The following is a 13998-nucleotide window of genomic DNA, read 5'->3' on the forward strand; positions in this document are numbered from 1 at the left end:
AAGTAGTAAACTAAGAAATATGAATATTCCTTTTGAACCTGTAGTTTTTGGAATAAAAATGAATATTCATTTGATTTTAGAATATGCAGCTTTTTTTATAGGGTTTCGCTATTATGTATATCTCAAAAAACGTACCCGCGACGTGATCACAAGTTCTAATCGTTTGTCGATTATAATTGGAGCTGTATTTGGTGCTTTTTTAGGATCAAGAATTTTCGGATTTTTAGAGCATCCTGTTTTTGCTTCCGGTCCAGAATATCTTTTATCCATTCTCAATTCAAAAACGATTATGGGAGGACTCTTTGGAGGACTACTTGGAGTTGAATTCGCAAAAAAAATTATAAAAGAAAAACACTCTTCCGGAGATCTATTCACATTTCCAATCATATTAGGGATTATGATCGGTAGAATCGGTTGCTTTTTTTCCGGAGTCAAAGAGTTTACTTATGGTAAAGAAACCACTTCTTTTTTAGGAATGGATTTGGGGGATGGGATATTACGATATCCTATAACATTATTCGAAGTTGTTTTTTTACTTTTTTTGTGGGTGTTTTTAAGGTTTCTTCAAAGAAAGGGTACACTTGAGAATGGTATGTTATTTAAGTATTTTATGATCACATACTTTTTATTTCGTTTTCTGATAGAATTTATTAAACCCAATACTTTTTTAACATTTGGATTAAGTAGTATTCAGTTTTTATGTATTTTGTGTTTTATTTATTATTGGAAAATTATACGAAATATACTTTATGCCTACAAGAAATTACACTTATTATGATCATACACTTAGCTTGTGTCCAACTTGCCTGAAACGGGTTGATGCAAAAATTGTTTTTGAAGAAGGAAAGGTGTATATGCTGAAGAGGTGCCCTGATCATGGGCGATCTAAAGTTCTGATTGCTGATGATATAGAATATTATAAAAACATAAGAAATTACAATAAACCTTCAGAGTTTCCGTACAAATTTAATACAACTACAGATTATGGATGTCCTTATGATTGTGGATTGTGTCCTGATCATGAACAACATTCATGTCTAACTATAATAGAAGTTACTGATCGTTGTAACCTTACTTGTCCCACCTGTTATGCATCTTCTTCTCCACATTACGGGAGACACCGTACTTTGGATGAAATAAAGAAAATGTTGGATACTATTGTTGAGAATGAAAAAGAACCTGATGTTGTTCAAATCAGTGGAGGAGAGCCCACTGTACATCCTCAGTTTTTTGAAATTTTAGATTATGCAAAACAATTACCTATTAGACACCTTATGGTTAATACAAATGGGATTCGTATTGCGAAGGATATTAAATTTACGGAACAATTAGCAAGATATATGCCTGATTTTGAAATTTATCTTCAATTTGACTCTTTGCAGGCAAATGTTTTACAAAAATTAAGGGGCGAAGATCTGACTAAAGTAAGAAAACAAGCCATAGCAAATCTTAATCAATTTAACCTCTCGACTACCCTTGTAGTTACCTTGGAAAAAGGGCTTAATGATGATCAAATGGGAGACATTATTACATTTGCTACTAAGCAAAGATGTGTGAGAGGAGTAACTTTTCAACCTACACAAATAGCAGGTAGATTAGAAGATTTTGATACTCAAACCGATAGAATTACGCTTACGGAAGTTAGAAGAAAAATTTTAGAGCAATTCCCGGTTTTTGAGGCTGATGATTTAATTCCTGTTCCTTGTAATCCAGATGCTTTGGTTATGGGGTATGCATTAAAAAATGAGAATGGTATTTTGCCACTTACTCGCTATATTAATCCGGCAGATTTATTGGATAATGGAAAGAATACCATTGTTTATGAACAAGATCATGAATTGCATGGTAAGGTTCTCGAATTATTTAGCACAGGAAATTCTGTTGAAACCGCTTCAGAAAATCTAAAATCGATTATGTGTTGTCTGCCGGAGATCGAAGCACCTGACTTAGGGTACGATAATTTATTTAGAATTATTATCATGCAATTTATAGACGCGTACAATTTTGATGTGCGTGCAATTAAAAAATCATGTGTGCATATAGTAGATAAAGATTATAAGATTATTCCTTTTGAAACTATGAACTTATTTTATAGAGATGATAAAAAAGAATATTTAGAACAATTAAGAAAGGAAACCATATGATACCAAATTTATTGTTTTTAGAAGGTAATTATGCCGGAATTGTATATTTGATACTTTTGATTTTATTAGGTCCACCAATACTTATTGCTATTATTGGGTTGATTTTGTTTTTTACCAATTATCGTAAAATCGGAAAGATACTGCTGATACTTTCTGGCGTATATTTGGTGGTAGGTTTAGGAATTTGTGGAGCCATGCTGATGGGATTTTAAAGCTTTTCTAATACATACATATTCTCATTTAAGATATGGTCTTTGCTTATGATGCTGTGCTCTTTAGCATATATCTTGGCAAGTTCAAACTCATCAATATGATTTTTTAGGGTGTACTCTTTTATTTTGCCATAAAATGAATTAGGTATTGTTTGATGATTAAAGCTATCATTGGTGTCATTATTGCTGTCAAAATAATGTAACAGCCGTTTGTATACTTCTGTATTTTCAATTTCTGGCAAATAGCTTACGCTACCAATCCTATCACCTTTATTTTGAAGTGTATTAAAAATTCGAAATAATTTGAGAGAAGTCTCTTTGTTTAGAAAAAAAAGTACTCCTTCTAGTAGTATAAAAGTAGGTTGTTTCTTTACTAAGGGTTTTATGATGTTGGTAACCTCTTCAACAGAACAAGTATTAAAGTCTATAGAAATGTATTGTATGTCCCGATCCGGAAGTTTGCCAAGTTTAGTCCAATATTCTACTTTTTCTTTTTTGTAAGTGATGATATCTTTTTTATCAATTTCTATTGTAGTTACATTTTTGTCTAAAGCAAATTGATACATGCTGAATCCTGATCCAAAATTGATTAGAGTACCACCATTATTTTTTTTGAAAAAAGTAGATAATTGCTCATAAAAAAAACGATTCCTCAAGCTATGTAAAACAGCCTCATCTTGAGATACAGATTCTAGAATTTCTGGAATTAAAGCTTCGGTAGCATCATTGTTCCATAGTTTTGAATAGAAATCTTGACTTATTTCTTCGTGATAAGATCTATATGTTGATATAATAAAAGCAGTTTCGTGTACTTGCATGATTAGTCATTTAGATATTATAAATGTATTATTTTTTTTAAAAAACAGTCAATAATTATTCTTTTTTTAAAGTTTATGTGATAATTAATTCATTTTGAATGATATTTGTAAAAATGATCAGGTTTATAATCATAATAAAAATTAAATTGGGGAATTTATTCTGATCACGATCAATTTATTTAAGATTTATTCAATTTCAACACAAAAAGTTTTACTTATGGGGGGTATTAGTACGACATTGGGGATTGTTTTTTTATTGTTTTTTAATTCTATTTCAGGACAATCCATTTCAAACAACAAGATTATTGCAAAAATTAAAACAAATCATGAAGAAGGGGTTCTTTCTATAACCGGTATTGTTACAAATAAGGGTAATATCTCTGTTCAAGATTTGTATTATCGGTTATCAGTTGTGAAAATTGATACCGAAGAAAATCTTTCTAGAAGCAATCAAAAAGGTAGATTTGGCTTAAATGGGAATGAAAATAAACATTTAACAGAATTGTCTTTAAATTCTGACAAAGATGATACTATTGTAGCTAGACTTTTTATTTATAATCAAGATAAGGTTATATGTAAAGATCATCTTGTAATATAAATAATTCTTGAAATTATATGATATTATAAATACAGCCTTAAAATGAGATATAATTGTTAAGGCTGTATTGTTTTTTTATATAATATTTAATCACCTATGATTTATTGTATACCTACATAAATAGGAACTTTTGCATTAGAATGATCTTTTGCTTCGGGGCCATAAATTTCAAAATCTGTTTTATAAGTTCTGTCCAAAGATGTATCATTCCATATTTTTTGCCATTCATGTACGACAACGTTTTGATAGAGATCGCCTGTAGCAACAAATTCTGAGTAATTACCATGTTGTATAGTAGTTGTTACCATACCTTCTGGTACAACATCTGTATGTTCAACTTTACATCCTAATATTGTAGTATACGGTTTTGTGTAGTCGCTTTCGTACTCTGTGTAGATGGCGTAAATGCTTTCGTCAACTTTATTAGGGATCTTAGAAATAATTTCTTGTGACATAAATGTGTTCCAAAGTGCAGGGATATCTTTTGCTGCCTGATTATTTTCGTTGGTAGTTCGTATAGCGATACCAATTACTTTGAAAGAGTCTAACTTTTTTGTTATCATAATTTTATTTTTTTGATTTGTACGAAAACAAAATTAGATAGGGGAGGTGACAGATGTATGTCAGGGGTTAAAACTATTTTTAGCACATTCTTCAAAATACTCTTGCAGTGTTATTGAATGAGGCTCAAATTGTTTGTGTAAACTCTTTAGCTCTTGTATTCTGTCTAGCCTAAATGCTCTAAAGTTTTTACGTAAACGACAAAAAGCTATGAGGATCCAATTGTCCTGAGTGCTATAAAGTGCAAATGGTTCTAGTATTCTTGTAGTAGCTTGATTTTGTAAGGAATAATATTTGATTTCTACTAGGTAGAAATTGGTGATAGCAGACTGTAATGTCATTAAGTAATTACTAGTTTTTTCATTTTGAGTATTGTTTCTAAAAACAACTCGTTCTGCCAGCAATTCGGTTTTTTCTTTTTGTGTGTATCGTAATACAGCTTTCATTTTTAGAATTGCATTTTTATAATGCTCAACAAAAGAATTATCTTTATTTTTCAATACAAGCTGTTCTGCGGTAATTAAAGCATTGGCTTCATCTTCGGTAAACATTACGGGTGGAAGTGTAAAACCTTCCATCAAAGAGTAACCTTTGCCCTCTTCTGTGATTATAGGAACTCCAGAACTCTCTAATGCTCTAATATCTCGGTAAACTGTTCGAATACTGATATCGTGCTTTTCTGCTATTTCTCGTGCAGTGAGAATTCTTTTGGATTGTAATTGAGTTAGAATAGCGGTTAAACGTGAAAGTCTTGGTTTCTCTGTGCCCATGTAATCGTGTGTATGTTTAGCAACAGTTCTAAATTAATATTAAAGCCCAATAAAATTAAATGCTAGGTGTTTTTTGATATTTTTTTAGAGAAAGCTTTAATAGGAGTGTCCGAACATCCGTTTTTTTTTGCATTTGAACAGCTTATAAATATACTAGTGTAATACATGTAATCGTGTTTTCGATTATAAGAAAAAGCTATTGTATTAAAGAATGCGTAAAAAGATAAAAAGTATTAAAATCTACTTCTCCTTTTCCCAAAAAAGCCTCCTTTGATTTTTTCACTATAAGGTTTTGTAGCTTTTATATTATCTTCTCCTGCGTTGGATGAGCCTTCGGTATCTTCAATATTACCTTTGCTTTTATCGATTTCTAATATGTTATCTGCAATGTAATTTTGAGTTTTTGTGTCATCAATAGTTTCTTCAGTAATAAAGTTTTTCAGCTTAGAGACTTTGCCATTAGATATTCTATAAGAATCAAATTCTCTTTTTCGATGATCAAGTTCTATCTTTAATTCGATTAAATTTTTCAAAGGATTATGGTGTTGATTGTCTATTGTAAAAATATAAAAAATAAGAATATTCTGTATAATGAAATGTTAAAAAAATACATAACCTCATATTTTAACTTAAAATGTATATTTTAGTTTGGTAAAGGAATCTAAAAGGGAAACAAATATATATTATCAAAAGAGATAACCGACCATACCAATAATATTTTAAACATTAATTTATGATTTCACAAAGCCCCTTAATGCTAGAAAAAATAATTGAATTTGTTGGCTCCGAAGCAGTTATAGTCGCAGATATCAATGGGAATTTGATTGATTCTGCAAACATTGATTTTGAAGATAATATAGCGGCAATGACTGGAATGGCATTTACTATGTGTAAAGATTTGTCAGAGGATTTGAATATTGGATCTTTAGAGCAGCTTATGGCAAAAACATCAGATGGTTTTTGGGTTGCAAATAGAATACAATCAGATCATATAGTTATTGCATTATGCAAAGATCATTCAAAATTAGGCCTCTTCTTAAAAAAGATGAATTCATTAAAAACTACTATTTAACTTTAAATCTATATTTATCATGTCAAACTTTTTAAATCAATTTACTGAGGATATTAAATCTAATGTTCCCGGGTATGTAGCCGTATCTGTAACTGAAGTTAGTACAGGCGTATGCTACGTATCTCATTCTAATAAAGATGATTTTGATCCTGAGATAGCCTCTGCTTATAACCTAGAGGTTGTAAAAGCAAAGTACAAGGCTATTGATGCTTTGGGATTAAGTTCTAAAATACAAGATATCATCATTACGCTAACAGATCAAATACATATTATTGATGTATCTGAAAATGGTGAATATTTTATTTATCTCGCTGTAGATACTTCAAATGCAAATCTTGGAATGACTAGAGCTCTTTTGAAAAAGTATAAAAAAGATGTAGTTTCAAATATGTAACACCTACCAATTGTTATTTGCATTTAGTACAACACTTTTTGTGAAAATCTGTTTATAAGAAAACAAACCAAGATGTAAATGAATTAAAAGCCTTGTATTAAATACAAGGCTTTTTTAATTTTATTTTTTTAAATAAAATCTAATTTTTTGAAATTATTATTTAGAACTGTTTTGTCATTTACTTGTAACCAATTTCCAAGAATGGTAGCGTATATGCTTCTAAAATCTACCGTGTATTTAAGATCTCCACTTTTGTCCAAATCAGCGAGATTTGGAAGTTCATTGTAGACTCCTTGTTTTTTTAGGCTCCCCCCAATTAACAATACATTATTTGCAGTACCATGATCTGTGCCTCTACTTGCATTTTGCTTTACTCGTCTTCCAAATTCTGAAAAAGTAAGAATGAGTGTATCCTTAAATCGATTATTTTTTTTGAGGTCTTCTACAAGAGCACCGATACCTTCTGCATAAATCTTTAATAATCTGTCTTGAGTATTCATTTGATTAACATGACTATCAAATCCACCAAGAGAGCTATAAAAAACTCTGGATTTTAATCCTGAAATAATAAAATTAGCAATTCCCTTTAGATTGTTACCAAATGCTGTATTTGGATATTCGGTATTTGTTGTGTAAATCTTTGATGTTTCATAAATATATGAGGCAGAAGAATACGTCTCTAGCATAGTTTTGTAGAGATATCCTTGATTGTCTTCATCAAGCATCTCTTTTTGAGCATTTACAGCGATATCCTTGAAGAAAGGTTCTCTTGTGCTTTGGTACAAAAGATTAGGATTAGATACCGCTATACCATTCATTTTTTTTCCTTTTAAGGTCAGAGAGAGTGCTTTGTCTACTTCTATCGCTTCGTAGGGGTTTTGACAATTTGCATCTAGATATCTGCCAATCCATCCGGTAGTTAGGTATTGGTCTGATCCACTTGCAGTTTGCCATATGTCAGTACTCCTAAAATGAGATCTGTTGGGGTTAGGGTATCCTACATTGTTTACAATGCATACTTCACCTTTATCGTATAGTGATTTTATAGGTTTTAAACTGTCGTTAAAAGCTAAATCGTCTGTAATCTTGAGTGTTTCTTCCTTCTTTTTTGCTAAGACAGGTCTTACGCTGTGATAAATATCATTACTAATGGGAATTATAGAATTAAGTCCATCATTACCACCAGAAAGTTGAATGATAATTACATTACGGTATCCGGATAATTGTTCTGGGGTTAAAAATTCCATACCTTTCAAAAAGGAGGGAACTAATGTAATACCAGAAGCAAATACTGATTGTTTTAAGAAGTCTCTACGTTTCATAGTATTAGGTTTTTAACAAAGCTGGTATTCAGGTAAGCTTAGTAATTCTACAATAAATTCTTGGGTATTATCGTTTTTTGATGCTGCTATAATTTTTTGAGCTGTTTCAGATAGTTGAGGCTGTATTAAAAAATCAACTAAATCTTTTTTGTTAGTATTGTTTAGATGTGGTAAAAATGCATTCCAATCGCCGGTTGCTCTTATTCGTTTTGCAAGGCCTGTTTTTTTTGATTTTTTTTGAATCATTCTATTTTCAGGCATATCATCTTTAATGTCAATATCTATAACTCCATTATTAAGAATAATCGAACCTAATTTTAATCGTATCATCAAAGTAGAGCTGTCAACCCAGTATCGTCCCCCCGGCCAACCGGCTACATTTGGGGGATAAAATAGCATTTGGTTAAGTTTTCGCTGTATAAAAAATAGCGCTTTTGGTTTCTCGTATGTTGTATTAAATTGCCTGCCAAGTCCCGTGATAAGATCCACAGGAGATTTAATTTTTACACCAATATTTTTTTGGTCATAAAACCATTTACTCATAAAAATATCTCGCAATAAGCTTTCTATATCATAGTTGGATTCATAAAAAGCCTTTGCTAATGTTTTGATATTTTTGGGATCGGGTGAATCATTAACAATAAATCTATATATTTTTTCGGTAATATAATTGGCTGTTTGTTGTTCTTTGAGAAGTATTGTGATAATATCTTCTCCATTGAAGTTTCCTGTTTTGCCTAATACAGTTTTTACACCAGTATCGTGTCTGTTTTTGCGAAATACAAACTCAAATTGTTTGTCAAAATCCCACCCTGTAAATGCTCTTGCAGCTTCTTTTATATCTGTTTCTGTATATTTATTATCACGCCCCAGTGTAAACAACTCCATTACTTCGCGAGCAAAATTCTCGTTGGGACTTCCTTTACGATTTTGTCTATTATTAAGATATCTAATCATTGCAGGAGATTTAGAAACTTCCATAAGCATTTCGCCAAAATTACCTAATGCATGTTTCCTAATTGTATTATGAAAATGCAGCATAATTTGTGGCATTCTCAATCGAACAGAAAAGTGGTTCTGAAAAAAAAGAGTCATTTTTTCTCGCAAAATTCCTTCTGTTTTTTGCATTTGCTGGAACCAAAGTGTATTCATTTCGAGTACTTTTTGGTTTTGTAATTTTCTAAATTCCTTTTTTTCGTCCTTTGTAAGCTGTTCAGGATTTTTTTTCAGGATACCTAAATCCACATACAGTGGTTTGACTGCATTACTTTGCTCAAAAAGATGATCTATGAGTTTCTTTTTAGAATAAGATTGTACCTTTTTTAATTCTTTTGGAGTGATGCCAAAACCAGCTCTCCAGTACAAGTGCTGTATTTGTTTATCTGTTAAAGAAGCTACCATAATAAGCGGGATTTATAGGTTGGACTATAAAAAACGTAAAAAGTTTAATCCTTATGATACCTTTTTTTTAAATCTTGTGTTAAGATTTTTTATATATCGTTAATGAATTGATAATTTGGAATCGAATATGGTAAAAGAAATACTATTTGTGTTGTATCAAATCCCATTTATTTCCATAAAGGTCTTCAAAAACAACTACAATACCGTATGCTTCATTTCTAGGTTCTTCTAAAAAAATTACATTTTTAGATTTCATTTGGTTGTAATCTCTCCAGAAATCATCGGTATTTAAAAATAAAAAAACAGGGCCACCAGTTTGATTACCAACAGCCTCTGTTTGCTTTTTATTATTAGTTTCAGTTAATATAATTTGAGTAGCGGCATTTTCCAAAGGAGCAATAACTACCCATCTTTTGTGCTGATCAAGTCTTATATCCTTAATGAGAACGAAGTTGAGTTTATCAACATAATAAGCAATAGCCTTATCATAATTGTCAATCATCAAAGTGATAGCGCCTATACTTCGTTCCATTTTCAATTACTCACATGAGATTTGACTTAGTTCGGCATCGTCTTTTGTTGCATCTTGTTTAGAAACACTTTCGTTAAACAAAACAAATCTGTCTAATGCATGATAAGTAGAACGAGCAGATACTTCCATTAGATAAGTTCCTGGATTATCAAAAACAACAAAAATGTCGTGAGCATCATTATCACTTGTTTTTGATTGCCATTTCCAAGATTCGTTTCCGCTTCTGTAAATCTTAAACCATCCGTCTTTACTACTTCCTCTTGGTGTAGGAGTTTTTCCTCTATCGGCAGGGTATACGATGCTTGTATTTTTTTGACCAAAAAACTGATCGGCATCATCAAAACGTAACCAGGAGTCATTATGCTCAGACCCTTGATTACCTTTATTGAATCTAGATCGCCATAAGAATTGATAAGTTCCTGGATTGGTAATTTGGATCTTGAATGTAAGAAGACCATTACCAGGATTACCTAAAAATTGATCTCCTTTCCAAATAATATAGTCTGTTCCCAAAAATCCATCGACATCTCTTTCTACAGTCCATCCATTTGCTTCTTTGATGCTTTCGAATTCTACAACGACAAGACCATCTTTTTCTTGATAAATGAGATTGTTTTTGCCTTCACATTGATTATTGCCTGTATCAGTATCAGTGTCGGTGTCGGTGTCGGTATCAGTGTCGGTATCTGTATCGGTGTCGTCGGTATCTGTATCTCCGCCTGTTTCTTCTTGAGGATCAGAATCATCATCACTACAAGAATTGAGTAAAGGAGTAGATACAAATAATAGCATAAGTATTATAAATAAAATAGGTTGAGTTTGTTTTTTCATAATAAGTAGATTGATTTAGGTTTTCTTAACGGAATATTTATAGAGATATTATATACGTACAGTGTCGGGTACTAGTCCTGTATAATCTCCACCGTGTCTTATTACATCTCTAACAATAGAAGAAGATATGTAACTTTTACCAGATGAGGTCAATAGAAAAACGGTTTCAATTTCTGACATTTTTCTATTGGTATGTGCGATAGCTTTTTCAAATTCAAAATCAGCAGGATTTCTTAACCCTCTAAGTATAAAATTGGCTTTTTGTTGCTTGCAAAAATCAACAGTTAATCCTTTGTAAGTCATAACTTTTATTTTAGGCTCATCCTTGAATGCTTCTTCGATAAAGTTTTTTCGTTGCTCGAGCGAGAACATATATTTTTTTTCTGAATTGACTCCGATAGCGAGAATAATTTCGTCAAATAGTGTTAGGCCTCGCGCAATAATATCATAGTGTCCTAAAGTTATAGGATCAAATGATCCGGGAAAAACAGCTCTTCTCATGACTGGTTTTGATTGGTGTATGTACAAATATAATTTAAATTACGTACTTTTCTTTTTTATCATACAAGCTTCTATAGCACCAGAGAATAATTCTTTTAGCGTTATGCCATATGCGATAGCTTGTTGAGGTAAGATGCTTGCCTCACTGAGTCCTGGTGTAGTATTCATTTCAATAAAATGTGGTTCTCCATTATGAAAAATATATTCACTTCTAGAAAAACCTTTCATTTTAAGAGTTTTATACACTTTTAATGCTAAATTTTCAACTTTTTCAGTATCTTTTTTAGAAAGTCGAGCAGGAGTTATTTCTTGTGATTTCCCTTCATACTTAGCTTCATAATCAAAAAAATCATTCTCAGAAACGATCTCAGTTATAGGTAAAACAATGTCTTTTCCATTGTGCTGAATAACCCCAACAGACACTTCTGTACCACTTAAAAAAGATTCGATAATGATTTCGTCATCTTCTTTATAAGCATGTTCTATGGCAGGTAGAAGCTCTTCTTCTTGATTAACTTTGGAAACACCATAACTGCTTCCGGCTTTATTTGCTTTTACAAAACAAGGCAACCCTACGGTATCGATAATAGCTTTATTATTTATCACATCACCTTTGTTCAAAAAGTAATTGGTAGCAGTAGGAATCCCATAAGGTTTTAATGTACTAATACAATCACGTTTGTTAAAAGTAAGTGTAGCCTGATAAAAATCACAAGCTGTTTGCGGAATATCAACAAGTTCAAAATATGCTTGTAATAACCCATCTTCTCCAGGTGTACCATGAATGGTATTGAATGCTGCATCAAAAATAATTTTGTTTCCGTTTATTGTTAACGAAAAATCATTTTTATCTATACTGTGTTTTTTTTCTGAATTATCTATATGAAACCAGCGATTATCTGTGATATGTACGAGATAAGGAGTGTAAAATTCTCTATCTAAATGTTTGTATACTACATTTCCACTTTGAATGGAAATATCAAATTCACTAGAATATCCTCCCACAAGGACAGCGATATTTTTTTTCATTTTTAGTAAGATTTTACAAACAAAAATATCATTTATCTAATAAGAAAAGCGTAAAACTTTCCGTTTTTATATATTTGTTCAAATTATAAGCATAATTAGATAAGTATGTAGTTGTATTTATAAAAAATAATCAAAATGCAAAACGTTATCTTGTCATTAAACAACAATATATAAATGAAATTCTTTAAGGATCTTTTCAGGTTTATTTATAGTAAAATATTCTTGATCCAACTGGTTATAGCAATTGCGATGGTTGTTATTTTATCATATGTAACACTACAGTGGCTTGAGAGTACTACTAATCATGATCAAAGAATAGTCGTACCTAGTCTAAGTAAGAAAAACTTAGACGAAGTAGCACAAATACTTGAAGAAAAAAAATTAAGATACGAGATACAGGACTCTGCAAGTTTTAACCCTGACTATCCTAAATTTTCGGTTATAGAGCAAAATCCTCTGGCTGGTAGTGAAGTAAAAGAAAACCGTAAGATCTATGTTACTCTTAATCCATCGGGGTATCGTAAGGTCGAAGTTCCTAATGTAGTACAAAAAACAAGAAGACAAGCAGAGCCTAAATTAATAGCACTTGGTTTTAAGATTGGAAAAATTACCTATCAACCTAATATTGCAAAAGATATGGTGCTAGAAATTTGGCATAAAGGCAAAAAACTAAAACCCGGTACCAAAATCATGAAAACTTCTGCTATTGATTTGGTATTAGGAGATGGAGAAGGAAATACAATAAACCTTTCTAACTAATTTTTTTGGAAGATCATTTAAATACAAACGATTTTGATGCAAACGAAGATGATCTATATGAGCATTATCGTTTTGTCGCTGGTGCAGGTCAAGTTCCATTGCGAGTAGATAAATTTTTGATGAATTTTGTAGAAAATGCTACACGAAATAAGATACAACAAGCTGCAAAAGCAGGTAGTGTATTCGTAAATGACGTAGCAGTAAAATCAAATCATAAAGTCAAACCTAATGATGTTGTAAAAGTTTTATTTTCTCATCCACCTTACGAAAATTTACTAACGCCAGAAAATATACCACTCGATATAGTGTATGAAGACGATGTTTTGCTAGTTGTTAATAAACCCGCAGGAATGGTTGTACACCCCGGTCATGGTAATTATTCGGGAACACTTATCAATGCTTTGATTTATCATTTTGACAATTTGCCTAATAATAGTAGTGATCGTCCGGGCCTTGTGCATCGAATAGATAAGGATACTAGTGGGCTTTTGGTTATAGCAAAAACAGAAGAAGCTATGACACATTTGGCAAAGCAATTTTTTGATAAAACAAGTGAAAGGGAATATTTGGCTATTGTATGGGGGAATATTGAAGAAGATGAAGGTACTATTGAAGGAAATATAGGTCGACATCCTAAAAATAGATTACAAAATACAGTTTTTGAGGGTGATGAAGAGTTTAAAGGAAAACCAGCTGTTACTCATTATAAAGTTATTGAACGATTAGGATATGTAACTCTTGTATCGTGTAAATTAGAAACAGGTAGAACACATCAAATCAGAGTACATATGAAATATGTGGGTCACACGTTGTTTAACGATGAAAGATATGGCGGTGAAAAAATCTTGAAAGGAACAACTTTTACCAAATACAAACAATTTGTAGAAAACTGTTTCAAAATATTACCTAGACAAGCTTTGCATGCCCGTACTCTTGGGTTTGAACACCCGATTACAAAACAACAAATGCACTTTGAAAGTACAATACCTGAGGATATGCAACAGTGTATTGAACGTTGGAGAAATTATACCAAAAATCAATTATTATAAAGCCG

The 13998-nt window shown here is 31.6% G+C and carries 18 protein-coding genes; 8 read left to right on the plus strand and 10 right to left on the minus strand.

Features of this window, described 5'->3' with window-relative positions; all coding sequences use genetic code 11:
* The first annotated feature begins 19 nt into the window (after window positions 1-19).
* Genes FHK87_RS16785 through FHK87_RS16795 form a run of 3 tightly spaced genes read left to right on the plus strand, consistent with a single transcriptional unit; the run spans window position 20 to window position 2356 of the window.
* Window positions 20-778 carry a prolipoprotein diacylglyceryl transferase gene (locus FHK87_RS16785; RefSeq protein WP_140594920.1) on the plus strand — a complete coding sequence of 253 codons (759 nt, stop codon included), beginning with the start codon at window positions 20-22 and terminating at the stop codon, window positions 776-778.
* Entirely contained in the window at window positions 750-2144 is a 1395-nt protein-coding gene (locus tag FHK87_RS16790) for a radical SAM protein (RefSeq protein WP_140594921.1), read from the plus strand. The genes FHK87_RS16785 and FHK87_RS16790 overlap by 29 nt, the downstream gene beginning before the upstream one ends.
* Window positions 2141-2356 (plus strand): hypothetical protein, encoded by a 216-nt coding sequence (locus FHK87_RS16795; RefSeq protein WP_140594922.1) that lies wholly within the window; start codon window positions 2141-2143, stop codon window positions 2354-2356. The genes FHK87_RS16790 and FHK87_RS16795 overlap by 4 nt, the downstream gene beginning before the upstream one ends.
* Here FHK87_RS16795 and FHK87_RS16800 read toward each other — a convergent pair.
* A complete protein-coding gene (locus FHK87_RS16800; RefSeq protein ID WP_140594923.1) occupies window positions 2353-3174 on the minus strand; it encodes a class I SAM-dependent methyltransferase in 822 nt (273 codons plus the stop codon). The two genes, FHK87_RS16795 and FHK87_RS16800, sit on opposite strands and share 4 nt — an antisense overlap.
* 217 nt (window positions 3175-3391) lie before the next feature.
* On the opposite strand from FHK87_RS16800, the gene FHK87_RS16805 reads away from it, so the two are divergent.
* Window positions 3392-3772 (plus strand): hypothetical protein, encoded by a 381-nt coding sequence (locus FHK87_RS16805; RefSeq protein WP_140594924.1) that lies wholly within the window; start codon window positions 3392-3394, stop codon window positions 3770-3772.
* Window positions 3773-3873: 101 nt separating this feature from the next.
* Here FHK87_RS16805 and FHK87_RS16810 read toward each other — a convergent pair whose 3' ends face one another.
* The 3 genes from FHK87_RS16810 to FHK87_RS16820 all read right to left on the minus strand — a co-directional run bounded on the left by FHK87_RS16810 (window position 3874) and on the right by FHK87_RS16820 (window position 5636).
* The gene (locus tag FHK87_RS16810) at window positions 3874-4335 is read right to left on the minus strand and encodes a GyrI-like domain-containing protein (protein ID WP_140594925.1); all 462 of its coding nucleotides are present in this window, start codon (window positions 4333-4335) and stop codon (window positions 3874-3876) included.
* A gap of 60 nt (window positions 4336-4395) precedes the next feature.
* A complete protein-coding gene (locus tag FHK87_RS16815; RefSeq protein WP_140594926.1) occupies window positions 4396-5103 on the minus strand; it encodes a helix-turn-helix transcriptional regulator in 708 nt (235 codons plus the stop codon).
* A gap of 233 nt (window positions 5104-5336) precedes the next feature.
* Window positions 5337-5636 carry a hypothetical protein gene (locus FHK87_RS16820; protein ID WP_140594927.1) on the minus strand — a complete coding sequence of 100 codons (300 nt, stop codon included), beginning with the start codon at window positions 5634-5636 and terminating at the stop codon, window positions 5337-5339.
* A 200-nt stretch (window positions 5637-5836) separates the two neighbouring features.
* On the opposite strand from FHK87_RS16820, the gene FHK87_RS16825 reads away from it, so the two are divergent.
* On the plus strand, window positions 5837-6175 hold the full coding sequence (locus tag FHK87_RS16825; RefSeq protein ID WP_140594928.1) for a roadblock/LC7 domain-containing protein: 339 nt from the start codon (window positions 5837-5839) through the stop codon (window positions 6173-6175).
* A gap of 19 nt (window positions 6176-6194) precedes the next feature.
* Window positions 6195-6569, plus strand: coding sequence for a hypothetical protein (locus FHK87_RS16830; RefSeq protein ID WP_140594929.1), 375 nt, complete (start codon window positions 6195-6197; stop codon window positions 6567-6569).
* A gap of 128 nt (window positions 6570-6697) precedes the next feature.
* Here the strand turns inward: FHK87_RS16830 and FHK87_RS16835 are convergent, their stop codons facing one another.
* The 6 genes from FHK87_RS16835 to FHK87_RS16860 form a co-directional block, all read right to left on the minus strand.
* On the minus strand, window positions 6698-7891 hold the full coding sequence (locus FHK87_RS16835; RefSeq protein ID WP_140594930.1) for a DUF1501 domain-containing protein: 1194 nt from the start codon (window positions 7889-7891) through the stop codon (window positions 6698-6700).
* 12 nt (window positions 7892-7903) lie between these two features.
* Window positions 7904-9292, minus strand: coding sequence for a DUF1800 domain-containing protein (locus FHK87_RS16840; RefSeq protein ID WP_140594931.1), 1389 nt, complete (start codon window positions 9290-9292; stop codon window positions 7904-7906).
* Window positions 9293-9434: 142 nt separating this feature from the next.
* Window positions 9435-9824 carry a VOC family protein gene (locus FHK87_RS16845; RefSeq protein WP_140594932.1) on the minus strand — a complete coding sequence of 130 codons (390 nt, stop codon included), beginning with the start codon at window positions 9822-9824 and terminating at the stop codon, window positions 9435-9437.
* A gap of 6 nt (window positions 9825-9830) precedes the next feature.
* Window positions 9831-10655, minus strand: a complete 825-nt coding sequence (locus FHK87_RS16850) for a hypothetical protein (protein WP_226294296.1) — start codon at window positions 10653-10655, stop codon at window positions 9831-9833.
* Between the two features lie 48 nt (window positions 10656-10703).
* Window positions 10704-11156, minus strand: a complete 453-nt coding sequence (gene coaD / locus FHK87_RS16855) for a pantetheine-phosphate adenylyltransferase (protein WP_140594933.1) — start codon at window positions 11154-11156, stop codon at window positions 10704-10706.
* 39 nt (window positions 11157-11195) lie between these two features.
* Window positions 11196-12185 carry a D-alanine--D-alanine ligase gene (locus FHK87_RS16860; RefSeq protein WP_140594934.1) on the minus strand — a complete coding sequence of 330 codons (990 nt, stop codon included), beginning with the start codon at window positions 12183-12185 and terminating at the stop codon, window positions 11196-11198.
* Window positions 12186-12359: 174 nt separating this feature from the next.
* On the opposite strand from FHK87_RS16860, the gene FHK87_RS16865 reads away from it, so the two are divergent.
* Window positions 12360-12944: a PASTA domain-containing protein gene (locus tag FHK87_RS16865; RefSeq protein ID WP_140594935.1), complete on the plus strand. Its 585-nt coding sequence runs from the start codon at window positions 12360-12362 to the stop codon at window positions 12942-12944.
* Window positions 12945-12949: 5 nt separating this feature from the next.
* Window positions 12950-13993, plus strand: a complete 1044-nt coding sequence (locus FHK87_RS16870; RefSeq protein ID WP_140594936.1) for an RluA family pseudouridine synthase — start codon at window positions 12950-12952, stop codon at window positions 13991-13993.
* Window positions 13994-13998: the final 5 nt, after the last annotated feature.

Origin of the sequence: Aquimarina algicola (genome assembly GCF_006443095.1) — a bacterium.
GTDB lineage: Bacteria > Bacteroidota > Bacteroidia > Flavobacteriales > Flavobacteriaceae > Aquimarina > Aquimarina algicola.

Bases quoted from the DNA above. Each gene is read 5' to 3' on its own strand.
- FHK87_RS16865 (WP_140594935.1), top strand. From the start codon at position 12,360: ATGAAATTCTTTAAGGATCTTTTCAGGTTTATTTATAGTAAAATATTC.
- FHK87_RS16810 (WP_140594925.1), bottom strand. From the start codon at position 4,335: ATGATAACAAAAAAGTTAGACTCTTTCAAAGTAATTGGTATCGCTATA.
- FHK87_RS16825 (WP_140594928.1), top strand. From the start codon at position 5,837: ATGATTTCACAAAGCCCCTTAATGCTAGAAAAAATAATTGAATTTGTT.
- FHK87_RS16815 (WP_140594926.1), bottom strand. From the start codon at position 5,103: ATGGGCACAGAGAAACCAAGACTTTCACGTTTAACCGCTATTCTAACT.
- FHK87_RS16835 (WP_140594930.1), bottom strand. From the start codon at position 7,891: ATGAAACGTAGAGACTTCTTAAAACAATCAGTATTTGCTTCTGGTATT.
- FHK87_RS16785 (WP_140594920.1), top strand. From the start codon at position 20: ATGAATATTCCTTTTGAACCTGTAGTTTTTGGAATAAAAATGAATATT.
- FHK87_RS16860 (WP_140594934.1), bottom strand. From the start codon at position 12,185: ATGAAAAAAAATATCGCTGTCCTTGTGGGAGGATATTCTAGTGAATTT.
- FHK87_RS16790 (WP_140594921.1), top strand. From the start codon at position 750: ATGCCTACAAGAAATTACACTTATTATGATCATACACTTAGCTTGTGT.
- FHK87_RS16845 (WP_140594932.1), bottom strand. From the start codon at position 9,824: ATGGAACGAAGTATAGGCGCTATCACTTTGATGATTGACAATTATGAT.
- FHK87_RS16840 (WP_140594931.1), bottom strand. From the start codon at position 9,292: ATGGTAGCTTCTTTAACAGATAAACAAATACAGCACTTGTACTGGAGA.
- FHK87_RS16800 (WP_140594923.1), bottom strand. From the start codon at position 3,174: ATGCAAGTACACGAAACTGCTTTTATTATATCAACATATAGATCTTAT.
- FHK87_RS16795 (WP_140594922.1), top strand. From the start codon at position 2,141: ATGATACCAAATTTATTGTTTTTAGAAGGTAATTATGCCGGAATTGTA.
- FHK87_RS16805 (WP_140594924.1), top strand. From the start codon at position 3,392: ATGGGGGGTATTAGTACGACATTGGGGATTGTTTTTTTATTGTTTTTT.
- FHK87_RS16850 (WP_226294296.1), bottom strand. From the start codon at position 10,655: ATGAAAAAACAAACTCAACCTATTTTATTTATAATACTTATGCTATTA.
- coaD (WP_140594933.1), bottom strand. From the start codon at position 11,156: ATGAGAAGAGCTGTTTTTCCCGGATCATTTGATCCTATAACTTTAGGA.
- FHK87_RS16830 (WP_140594929.1), top strand. From the start codon at position 6,195: ATGTCAAACTTTTTAAATCAATTTACTGAGGATATTAAATCTAATGTT.